This is a genomic window from Peribacillus sp. 05N428, assembly GCF_056397085.1.
This window is the reverse complement of sequence record NZ_JBFTMS010000031.1, coordinates 46,036-57,201: the sequence shown is the minus strand read 5'-3', so window position 1 is coordinate 57,201 and position 11,166 is coordinate 46,036. Positions and strand designations below refer to the sequence as shown.

The 11,166-nt window shown below is 40.7% G+C and carries 13 protein-coding genes and 1 rRNA gene; 13 read left to right on the top strand and 1 reads right to left on the bottom strand.

Annotated features, from left to right (window positions below):
* The 12 genes from rrf to rsmI all read left to right on the top strand — a co-directional run.
* Window positions 1-111: ribosomal RNA gene (gene rrf, locus AC1DIV_RS22475) — 5S ribosomal RNA — on the top strand; the annotation flags it as partial.
* 210 nt (window positions 112-321) lie between these two features.
* A complete protein-coding gene (locus tag AC1DIV_RS22470; RefSeq protein ID WP_340878251.1) occupies window positions 322-540 on the top strand; it encodes a sigma factor G inhibitor Gin in 219 nt (72 codons plus the stop codon).
* Window positions 541-779: 239 nt separating this feature from the next.
* Window positions 780-2,234 (top strand): aminotransferase class I/II-fold pyridoxal phosphate-dependent enzyme, encoded by a 1,455-nt coding sequence (locus AC1DIV_RS22465; protein WP_477577435.1) that lies wholly within the window; start codon window positions 780-782, stop codon window positions 2,232-2,234.
* A 39-nt stretch (window positions 2,235-2,273) separates the two neighbouring features.
* The gene (gene tmk, locus AC1DIV_RS22460; protein ID WP_063595536.1) at window positions 2,274-2,915 is read left to right on the top strand and encodes a dTMP kinase; all 642 of its coding nucleotides are present in this window, start codon (window positions 2,274-2,276) and stop codon (window positions 2,913-2,915) included.
* An 85-nt stretch (window positions 2,916-3,000) separates the two neighbouring features.
* Window positions 3,001-3,330: a cyclic-di-AMP receptor gene (locus AC1DIV_RS22455; protein WP_034316369.1), complete on the top strand. Its 330-nt coding sequence runs from the start codon at window positions 3,001-3,003 to the stop codon at window positions 3,328-3,330.
* Window positions 3,331-3,354: 24 nt separating this feature from the next.
* Window positions 3,355-3,795 (top strand): YaaR family protein, encoded by a 441-nt coding sequence (locus AC1DIV_RS22450; protein ID WP_048689968.1) that lies wholly within the window; start codon window positions 3,355-3,357, stop codon window positions 3,793-3,795.
* Between the two features lie 8 nt (window positions 3,796-3,803).
* Window positions 3,804-4,808 carry a DNA polymerase III subunit delta' gene (holB, locus tag AC1DIV_RS22445; RefSeq protein WP_141236117.1) on the top strand — a complete coding sequence of 335 codons (1,005 nt, stop codon included), beginning with the start codon at window positions 3,804-3,806 and terminating at the stop codon, window positions 4,806-4,808.
* A gap of 1 nt (window position 4,809) precedes the next feature.
* The gene (locus tag AC1DIV_RS22440; RefSeq protein ID WP_048689969.1) at window positions 4,810-5,640 is read left to right on the top strand and encodes a PSP1 domain-containing protein; all 831 of its coding nucleotides are present in this window, start codon (window positions 4,810-4,812) and stop codon (window positions 5,638-5,640) included.
* Between the two features lie 50 nt (window positions 5,641-5,690).
* Entirely contained in the window at window positions 5,691-6,029 is a 339-nt protein-coding gene (yabA, locus tag AC1DIV_RS22435) for a DNA replication initiation control protein YabA (protein WP_207117975.1), read from the top strand.
* A gap of 177 nt (window positions 6,030-6,206) precedes the next feature.
* Complete coding sequence (locus AC1DIV_RS22430; protein WP_477577433.1) at window positions 6,207-6,950, top strand: tRNA1(Val) (adenine(37)-N6)-methyltransferase; 744 nt, start codon at window positions 6,207-6,209, stop codon at window positions 6,948-6,950.
* Entirely contained in the window at window positions 6,937-7,197 is a 261-nt protein-coding gene (locus AC1DIV_RS22425; protein ID WP_477577431.1) for a GIY-YIG nuclease family protein, read from the top strand. Before AC1DIV_RS22430 ends, AC1DIV_RS22425 begins: the two co-directional genes overlap by 14 nt.
* Before the next feature lies 1 nt (window position 7,198).
* Entirely contained in the window at window positions 7,199-8,083 is an 885-nt protein-coding gene (gene rsmI / locus AC1DIV_RS22420) for a 16S rRNA (cytidine(1402)-2'-O)-methyltransferase (RefSeq protein WP_048689979.1), read from the top strand.
* 43 nt (window positions 8,084-8,126) lie between these two features.
* On the opposite strand, the gene AC1DIV_RS22415 is transcribed toward rsmI, so the two are convergent.
* The gene (locus AC1DIV_RS22415) at window positions 8,127-8,411 is read right to left on the bottom strand and encodes an AbrB/MazE/SpoVT family DNA-binding domain-containing protein (protein WP_048689982.1); all 285 of its coding nucleotides are present in this window, start codon (window positions 8,409-8,411) and stop codon (window positions 8,127-8,129) included.
* A gap of 618 nt (window positions 8,412-9,029) precedes the next feature.
* On the opposite strand from AC1DIV_RS22415, the gene metG reads away from it, so the two are divergent.
* Window positions 9,030-10,991 (top strand): methionine--tRNA ligase, encoded by a 1,962-nt coding sequence (gene metG, locus AC1DIV_RS22410; protein ID WP_477577430.1) that lies wholly within the window; start codon window positions 9,030-9,032, stop codon window positions 10,989-10,991.
* The last annotated feature ends 175 nt before the right edge of the window (window positions 10,992-11,166 follow it).

The window sequence follows — 11,166 nt, the reverse complement described above, 5'->3', positions numbered from 1 at the left end:
TGGCGATAGCGAAGAGGTCACACCCGTTCCCATTCCGAACACGGCAGTTAAGCTCTTCAGCGCCGATGGTAGTTGGGGGTTTCCCCCTGTGAGAGTAGGACGCCGCCAAGCCATTTAAAAAGATCAGCCATCCGGCTGGTCTTTTTTTGCTTAATGCAAAGAAAAATCATTGGATATAAAGGGATTATCAATTATGGAAACTTTTATGAAGACATACACGTATTGAAATTCTTCATCATACATTGTTAAAAGCATCCCCGGGTTCTCTTAAACTATTTAAATCAATGTATGCGAACAATGGTTTTTGGGGAGAATGCAGGTATGGAGGTGGAGATGTTGGGGACAACAAAAACCAAAACAACGGCAGGGGAAACGTGCGCGGTTTGTGAACAAGTAAAAGGGATGGGTATACATCTATATACGACTTTTATTTGTGAGGAATGCGAAAGGGATATGATCGGGACGGATACGAACGATCCCAAGTACCAATATTACTTAAAGAAATTAAGAAAAATCACTAATCCTGAAATATTATCATGAAAAAATAGTTTGTGGAAAGTTAAAGAATCAGAGATAAAAGAAATGTGTGTTTCTTTAGTCTCTGATTCTTTTTTTGGTACTTTAGAAGAATGCTTGGCAACATGCTCCCATGTTGCCGTATGTTCCCTCCAAACAGACTGTTCAGAGATGCATAATTGCCTTTCTGTCGGCGCAATATGAGATAAAATTGTACTTATTTGATAAAATGAAAAAATACTATGATATGAGGGAAGAGAAAAATGAATCAATTACAGACACCATTGTTCGATGCAATGAGTGCTTTTCATAAAAAAAGCTCCATATCCCTGCATGTCCCAGGGCATAAAAATGGATGGGTGTTTAATAAAAAGGGCCAAGCCTTATACAACCCCCTGCTTGGTATTGATGCCACGGAAATAAGCGGTTTAGATGACCTGCATGCTCCAGAGGGCGCCATTCTAAAGTCCGAGCAACTACTCGCTGATCTATATGGGGTAAAGCGGAGTTATTTTCTCGTTAATGGGTCAACTGTAGGCAACATTGCCATGATTCTTGCTGCCTGCAGGGAAGGTGATAAGGTCCTTGTCCAAAGAAACTGCCATAAATCAATTTTACATGGATTGATGTTAGCGAATGTACAACCGATTTTTTTGCAACCGGACTATTATGAGAAATGGGGCATTGCCGGCGGTTTGGGATCAAATTTAATTGAAGAAGCCTTGAGTGTACATCCAGATGCAAAAGCCATCATTGTTACCTATCCTAATTATTATGGAATTGGTGAAGACTTGACGGAAATGGTAAGACTCGCACATCAAAAGGGGATTCCTGTGCTGGTGGACGAGGCACATGGCGCTCATTTTCAGTTAGGAAGTCCGTTTCCCAAGTCGGCCATTTCGGCAGGGGCAGATGCCGTTGTCCATTCAGCGCATAAAACACTGCCAGCCATGACGATGGGGTCATTTCTTCATGTGAATTCATCCTTAATTGATGTCGATCAAGCATCATTCTATTTACAAATGCTTCAGTCCAGCAGTCCATCTTACCCAATTATGGGTTCGCTCGACTTGGCCAGGGCCTACTTAGCCGCTTTTACATCAGAAGATAAAAAATTCCTTATTGAAAAGATATCGGACTTCAGAGGAGAATTAGGTGCCCTGCAGACAGTAAGGGTTCTGGAGGCGCCGCCAGGCACCTTGGCAGACCCGTTAAAAGTAGTCATTCAATCAACAAATGGTTTAAGTGGATTTGAGTTACAGCAGCTATGTGAAGCCGAAGGCATTTTTACGGAGTTGGCTGATCCTGATAATTTATTAATGATTTTACCCTTATTAAAAATGGGTACCGATTTTCCTTTTCATGAAATCATACAAACTATAAAAAGTGCCACTCAAGACAGAGCTGGAAACAAGGAAGCAGATCTTCGGGTCCTCTGGCCTGATGGAAGGTCAATGACAGGGCTTGAAATGCCCTACTCCGTCATGAAGCATAGCAAAGCAAGACCTGTCGAATTACGGAAAGCAGTCGGAGAGGTATCCGCCGAGATGGTCATTCCTTATCCGCCGGGCATCCCTTTAATTATGTCCGGGGAAATGATTACTCCTGAACATATATCCAATTTGCGGAGACTGCTGGAAATGGGATCAAGGTTTCATGGTGGTTCCTCCCTTTCAAACGGAGAATTAATCGTTTATGAAAGCGGGCAGACTGGTTAAAATGATATACTACATACAAAGAACCTTGGAGGTACATCGATGAAACGTGGTATTTTTATAACAATGGAAGGGCCTGAGGGTGCCGGGAAAACAACCATTACCCAAATGCTTGGCAAGGCTCTGCAACAAGAAGGCTATCAAGTTCTATTAACCCGTGAGCCAGGGGGAGTTCCCATTTCGGAGCAAATTAGGGAAGTGATCCTTAATAAAGATAATACAGCCATGGACTCGAGGACAGAGGCTTTATTATACGCAGCAGCAAGGCGTCAGCATTTAGTGGAAGTGGTCATGCCTGAGCTGGAACGAGGGGGAATTGTCCTCTGTGACCGGTTTATAGATAGCTCATTAGCCTATCAGGGTCATGCAAGGGGTTTGGATATAGAAGAAGTTTACAATATCAATAAATTTGCAATTGGAGATATGATGCCAGATGCCACGCTCTTTTTTGATATCGACCCAGAAGAGGGATTGAGACGCATCCAGTCCAATGGGGAACGGGAAGTGAACCGGCTGGATCTTGAAGCACTCGACTTTCATAAAAAAGTTTGTGAAGGGTATCAGTTCATTATAAATAGATGGAAAGAACGTTTCATTATCGTGGATGCAGGCCGGACAATAGATGAAGTCTTTGAGGAATCGAAAGCCAGCCTATTGGATTTTTTAGCGAAAGCGGGAAACTGATTATATAGGTTTCCATATTATTCAACCAATACTATTTGATATAATGTAGTTAGTAAAAATTCAGAGTAACCGGAGGATGATGAGAATGAAAATGATCATTGCTGTCGTTCAAGACAAGGATAGTCATCGCCTGCTGAATCAATTAGTGGAAAATAATTTCGGAACGACCAAGTTAGCCAGCACTGGCGGGTTTTTAAAATCAGGTAATACGACTTTTATGATTGGAACAGAGGATGAACGTGTTGACCAAGCCATCCAGATCATCAAACAGAATTGTCAGTCACGATCCCAATTAGTATCACCGGTTTCACCGATGGGCGGGAATGCCGAGTCATATGTACCTTACCCAGTGGAGATTCAAGTGGGCGGTGCGACCATTTTTGTTCTGCCGGTTGAAAACTTTTTACAATTTTAACGGTTAGTTTCAGGGAGGTTCATTATGAAAATCAACCATGATATCCCTATTAAGCTGGATAAATCGCGACAGGATGCCAAACAATTCCAAACTGGAAATGGAAGATTCCAACAAATGGTTCAGACACAGGATCAAAAGATGCAAATCCAAACATTAAACCGTTTGATAGGCGATATCGAAGGGGCGGGTCAGCGTTTAGTAAGGTCACGTACTTTTAGGGAATTGGCAAAATATAAAGCATTGGTGAAACGGTTTGTTAAAGAAGCGGTTGAATATGGACTGGAACTGAAGCAATCAACGAGCTGGAATGAATATGGACAGAGCCGGCCATTGAAAACCGTGGAAACGATAGATGCAAAATTAGTTGAGTTAAGCGAGGAAATTCTTAATAAAGAGAAGAGTTCGCTTGAAATATTGGAAATGATAGGCGAGATTAAAGGTCTTCTGATTAATTTATATACTTAAGTGAGTTGATGGTTTTGGATAAAACATGGCAGGACATGAGTGAAATTCAGCCGCAGGTAATGACGATGCTGCAAAATAGCATAACGAAAAACAGGGTGGCTCATGCGTATTTATTTGAAGGGGAAAAAGGGACAGGCAAGCAAGAGATAAGCTATGCCTTTGCCAAAAGCTTACTATGTGAAGCCCCGACAGCAGGTTATGAGCCATGCGAACTTTGTCGGAATTGCAAACGGATTTCAAGTGGGAATCATCCTGATGTCCATTTGATAGAAAAGGACGGTCTCTCAATAAAGAAAGAGCAAATCAAGGGGCTTCAGGAAGAATTTTCGAAAAAGAGCGTAGAGGCAGATCGGAAGGTTTATATGATTGCCGATGCTGACAAAATGTCTGTGGGGGCAGCCAACAGTCTATTGAAATTTTTAGAAGAACCTTCGGCTGATACGGTAGCAATATTGATGACCGAACAGCTTCAGAGGATTCTGCCGACTATATTATCAAGGTGCCAAGTGATTTCGTTCAAGCCATTATCTCCGGAGAATGTGAAACGGAAGCTGATAGAACAGGAGTTAGAACCACAGCTGGCCTCGGTTATTGCCCACATCACACAGAATGTGGAAGCTGGAATCGAGCTTAGCCATGATGAATGGTTTGTACAAGCTCAAAAAATAGTGGTAAAATTATATGAAGTGTTAAAACTTAATTCCTTGAAGGCAATGCTGTACCTTCAGACGGATTGGTTCACACACTTTAAAGAAAGAGAACAGGTTGACAGAGGTCTTGATTTGTTACTTCTTATATATAAGGATTTATTATACATTCAGTTGGACAAAAAGGACTTCGTTGTGTTCCAAAATAAACTGAAGGAATTTGAAACTCACGCTCTTCATCTTTCCCCAAGACGCCTTGCTGAACATATGGGTTGCATTTTGGAAGCAAAAAGGAAGCTGATGTCCAACACGAATCCACAGCTGTTGATGGAACAGCTTGTGCTGAATTTGCAGGAGGGATCATGATTTGTATGATGTTGTAGGTGTCCGTTTTAAAAAGGCGGGCAAAATATACTACTTCGATCCGGGTGAATTCGCAATTCCTAAGGACGATTTTGTAATAGTGGAGACTGTCCGCGGTGTTGAATTCGGTAAAGTCGTTACAGCCCGTAAACAAGTAGATGAAAACGATGTTGTCCTGCCATTGAAAAAAGTACTTCGGGTCGCTGATGCAAAAGATAAGCTGATTGTAGACGAGAATAAGGCGGCTGCAGAAGAGGCTTACACTATATGTTGTCAAAAGGTTGTGGAACATAAGCTGGATATGAAGCTGGTTGATGTGTCATATACTTTCGACAGAAATAAAGTCGTGTTTTATTTTACAGCGGATGGTCGCGTGGATTTCCGTGATTTAGTCAAAGATTTAGCTGCCATATTCAGAACTCGCATAGAACTGCGCCAAATCGGGGTAAGGGATGAGGCAAAGATGCTTGGTGGCATCGGACCTTGTGGCAGAATGCTTTGTTGCTCCACATTTCTTGGAGATTTTGAACCGGTTTCCATCAAAATGGCGAAGGATCAGAATTTATCATTAAACCCTACAAAAATCTCAGGTTTATGCGGTCGATTGATGTGCTGTCTGAAATATGAAAATGATGAGTATGAAAGTGCGAAGGAAATGCTTCCTGATTTAGGTGAAATGATTAATACGCCTGGTGGCAAAGGCAAGGTAGTGGGGCTTAATATTCTAGAACGCGTACTTCAGATTGAACTAATCGGGCAAGAAAGAGTATTAGAGTATACTCTAGATGAGATTCTAAAAGAGGGAGCCGTTTCTATTCAAGCCACAGATTATTAAGGTGGTGGGAGAGCGTGGATAAGAAAGATATTTTTGAGTCGGTGACCAATATGGAAACCCAGATAGGCCAATTATATAAGCAGCTTGGAGAATTGAAGCAGAACTTAGCTGAAATACTTGAGGAAAATCAGTCGATCAAGCTGGAAAACGAGCATTTGCGCCATCGGTTGGGCCTTGTGGAAGTCGAAAGTGCGCCTGCTGCAGTTAAGGTCAAACAAAAAGTGAAAAACCGTACTCCAAGTGCGGAAAAGGTTATGGATATCGGGGAAGGCTATGATAACTTAGCCCGTATCTATCAAGAAGGCTTTCATATTTGCAATCTGCATTTTGGCAGTTTACGAAAAGAAGGGGATTGCCTGTTCTGTTTATCTTTTTTAAACAAGAAGTGATAATGGATAATATAAAAGATGTTCCATCTCTTTTACGTGATAGATAGACCGTTTACAATATATAGTGATTCGGGGTCTGACGCATACTATGAGTCAGGCCCCTTTTTGTACGACAGTAACATAGAAGCATGGTCCCTAAACATGCTTTTTCCATACATGATTAGGAGGGTAACAGCAATGGTAGAACTTAATGGAGATGAGCGCCTGGATTATCTTTTGGCTGAGAATTTAAGGATCATTCAGAGCCCATCGGTGTTCTCTTTTTCATTAGATGCCGTTTTATTATCAAGGTTCGTGAATGTACCGATCCAAAAAGGGAAAATCGTCGATCTTTGCTCAGGCAATGGGGTCATACCTTTGCTGCTGAGTACAAGAACGAAAGGGAAAATTACCGGTGTTGAAATTCAAGAGCGGTTATATGACATGGCCCAGAGGAGCATGGACTATAATGGCGTAACCTCCCAAATCGAGATGATTCATGGAGATATAAAAGAAATTCCAAAGCAGATAGGGTATAGCAAATATGACGTCGTTACTTGCAATCCACCCTATTTCCCGACGCCATCCATGGAGGAAATTAACAAAAATGAGCACTTTGCAATTGCCCGACATGAAATCATGTGTAATCTTGAGGATGTCATGCGTGTTTCAAGCCAATTGCTGCGTCAAGGTGGGAAAGCCGCATTCGTTCATAGACCGGGCCGTCTGATGGATATCCTGCATTTCATGAGGATGTACAGAATTGAACCGAAGCGACTGCAATTCGTTTATCCTAAGAGTTCAAAAGAAGCGAATACGATTCTTATAGAAGGGATAAAGGACGGCAACCCTGATTTGAAGATTCTTCCCCCGCTTGTTGTATATAATGATCAAAATGAGTATAATCCCGAAATCAGAAGGATTCTATATGGAGAGGAATAAGCATTATTTATATGTTTTAAAGTGCAGGGACGGCAGTTATTATGCTGGGTATACCAATGATTTGCACCGTAGGATTGATGTTCATAATCAAGGCAGGGGCGCTAAGTATACACGTGGCCGGACACCGGTTGAACTGATTTATCATGAAATATTCGAAACACGGACATTGGCCATGCAGGCTGAATATAAATTTAAGCAATTAACAAGAAAACAAAAGGAAAAGTGGATGGCAAAGGAGGATACATGATATGTGGCAGCAAAAGAGTTTTGAAAAAGAAGGATTGGAGCCGGCTCTATATCTGGTTCCTACACCGATAGGAAACCTTGAGGATATGAGTTTCCGGGCTTTAAGAATCTTAAAGGAAGCGGATGTCATTGCTGCTGAGGACACGCGAAATACGAAGAAATTATGCAACTACTTTGAAATTTCGACACCTATCGTCAGCTACCATGAACATAATAAGGAATATAGCGGGAAACAAATGCTTGAGAGGCTTCGATCTGGAGAGGTCATCGCATTGGTAAGTGATGCTGGCTTGCCGACGATATCCGACCCGGGATATGAACTGGTCAAAGATGCCATTGCCGAACAGTTTAAAGTCATTCCGTTGCCGGGGGCAAATGCTGCATTAACTGCATTGATCGCATCTGGACTGGTTCCCCAGCCTTTTTACTTCTATGGTTTTCTGCAACGAGGAGCAAAAGAAAAAAAGCAGGAACTGGAAAAATTAAAAAAAATGGAATCAACTTGGATCGTTTATGAATCGCCACATCGATTGAAAGAAACATTGAAACATATGCATGAAATTTTAGGTGACCGTCGTATAGTATTATGCCGGGAGTTAACCAAGAAATTTGAAGAGTTCATTCGAGGGACTGTGAGTGAGGCCTTGACATGGGCGGTGGAATCCGAAATTCGCGGTGAGTTCTGTTTAATAATAGAAGGCGGGCAATGGTCGGAGGATGAATCGGAAGAGGCTTGGTGGATGGACCTTGATATCGTCGGCCATGTTAATCATTATATAGAAACCAAGCAGTTCACTTCAAAGGACGCAATCAAGCAGGTCGCAAAAGATCGCAATATGCAAAAACGCGATGTTTATCAAGCGTTTCACATTGATATACAAGAATAATGAGCATAAAAAAACTTCCGAAGAACGGAAGTTTTTTTATCATTTATTTAGAAGCAGTGAAGTTTTGTTGAATTTCTTGAATAAGTAATTCTGCACCTTCACGACTAAGAATCAATTTGCCATTGGCAAGTGTAAGGTTGTTATCGGAAACTTCACCTGTAACTTGGCAAGTCATGTTTGGTTTGTATTTTTTCAAGATGATGCGCTCATCATCCACATAGATTTCAAGAGCGTCTTTCTCAGCGATACCCAATGTACGACGAAGTTCGATTGGAATAACCACCCGGCCTAACTCATCAACTTTACGAACAATACCTGTAGATTTCATTTAAAAAATTCTCCTCTCAGTTACAATCTAGTACCCTATTTCTATTTTTTTCGCCATTATTCGACAAATTTTTTTATAAATTTATAATACCAGCCATTCCCAAATTCGTCAATGATTTATTTTCATTTTTTTGTAAGAAATAGCAGGGTCCACTTCGTGTAACAAAATGGCTTTTAAAGAGAAAAAATCGGTTATGCCTTTAAAAGTAAAGAAATGCAGGATACAAAGAACTGCTCACTTCACCACATTTCGACAAAGTATGCATATGAAAACATACTTCCTTATTATATGATTAAATATATTTTAGTTTCAAAACAAAAGTTCTGAATTAAGGATAATTTTCTGAAAAAGTTTGCGAATATGTGAGTTGTTGCACAAAAAAAGAAATTTAGGTATATTTTGTTCAGGTAAGAGGTAATGCTGACAGAAGGGAAGTACCCTTATTTTTAAGTTGAGTCTACTTATTATTTTTTTATTCTATTAACATGATGATTAGATTAGTGATTATTGTCGCACAGAATTGTATATAGCGTTAAAATAGAGATACTAGCTTAAATATATTCTTTTGGCTTGGGCCAGTCCCATAGCCGGTTTTTCAAATGATGAGGAGGGAACGAAGTGCAAGATAAATTAAAAACATTCTATATCACGACACCCATATATTATCCGAGTGGCAATTTACATATAGGGCATGCGTATACGACAGTGGCAGGGGATGCCATGGCTCGTTATAAAAGGATGCGTGGCTTCGATGTCATGTATTTAACAGGAACTGATGAACATGGCCAAAAAATCCAGCGTAAAGCGGCTGAGGAAGGAATCACTCCACAGCAATATGTAGATAATATCGTATCAGGGATCAAAGAACTCTGGGAAAAGCTTGATATTTCATATGATGATTTCATCAGGACGACGGAAGATCGCCATAAAGAGGTCGTAGCCAAGATTTTCAAAAGGTTATTGGACCAGGGTGATATATATTTAGACCAATATGAAGGATTATATTGTACACCTTGCGAATCTTTCTTCACGGAACGTCAAGTCGAAGAGAGCAATGGAAACTGTCCTGATTGCGGCAGGCCTGTTGAAAAGGTGAAAGAGGAATCTTATTTCTTTAAGATGAGTAAATATGCGGATCGGTTACTTAAGTTTTATGAGGAAAACCCGGATTTCATTCAGCCGGAATCCCGCAAAAACGAAATGATCAATAACTTCATCAAGCCTGGATTGGAAGATCTGGCCGTTTCACGTACTACTTTCGATTGGGGCATCAAGGTGCCGGGAGATCCAAAGCATGTCATTTATGTATGGATTGATGCTTTGACCAATTATATAACGGCATTAGGGTATGGAACGGACAATGATTCTAAATACTTGAATTATTGGCCGGCCGATGTACATCTGGTCGGAAAGGAAATCGTTCGTTTCCATACAATTTATTGGCCGATCATGTTAATGGCTCTTGACGTGCCGCTTCCAAAGAAAGTCTTCGCCCACGGATGGCTTCTCATGAAAGATGGTAAAATGTCCAAATCAAAAGGAAATGTAGTGGATCCCGTTACATTGATCGATCGTTACGGGTTGGATTCTTTACGCTACTATTTATTGCGTGAAGTACCATTTGGTTCCGATGGGGTATTTACACCGGAAGGGTTTGTGGAACGGATCAATTTTGACCTGGCCAATGATTTAGGGAATTTATTAAATCGAACAGTTGCAATGGTCAATAAATATTTTGATGGTGTGATTCCAAATTATGAAGGATCCAATGGTGAATTCGAAAAAGCTTTGCTTGAAATGAACCAAGAAACGGTTGGCAAGTATGAGGAAGCAATGGAAAATATGGAATTTTCAGTTGCACTGACATCCATTTGGCAACTCGTGAGCAGAACTAATAAATTCATTGATGAGACCCAGCCATGGACTCTTGCTAAAGATGAATCAAAGAAAGAAGACCTTGCCAGTGTCATGGTTCATTTGGCGGAATCATTACGCAGGACGGCAATCCTTTTGAAACCGTTCTTGACGCAAACACCGGAAAAGATCTTTGCTCAGCTTAGCATCAAAGATGATGTGTTAAAATCCTGGGACAGTTTAGCGGAGTTCGGTCAAATTCCTGCTGAAACAAAAGTCTTGAAGGGAGACCCGATCTTCCCTCGTTTGGATATGGAAGAGGAAGTTTTATATATTAAAGAACAAATGCAGGGGGATGCCCCTAAGGCCAAGGAAAAAGTGGAAGAGATGATTCCCGAGGTTGATGAAATCACTATTGATGACTTTACAAAAGTGGAGCTGCGTGTTGCTGAGGTAATGGCAGTTGAGCCTGTAAAGAAGGCGGATAAGCTTCTTAAACTTCAGCTTGATTTGGGTTATGAGAAACGGCAAGTCGTATCAGGCATTGCACAGTACTATAAACCAGAAGATTTAGTAGGCAAAAAAGTGATATGCGTCACGAATTTGAAACCTGTTAAACTTCGTGGCGAGCTCTCTCAAGGAATGATTTTGGCGGGAAGCCAGGATGATGTGCTCTCAGTCGCTACAATAGATTCATCGATTCCAAATGGTTCAAAGGTGAAATAAACGGATGAAAACATAAAGGTGTTTCATATGAAACATTTTTATGTTTTTTTCTTTATGCTTTTGGAAAAAGTAACGTAATATAGGTTTAGTTTTTGGTTCTACATTTATTAATTGGGCATACAGCCTCTTTTGTAATCTGTTTGTTACCTAAATGTGAAACATAAAACTTTCATTT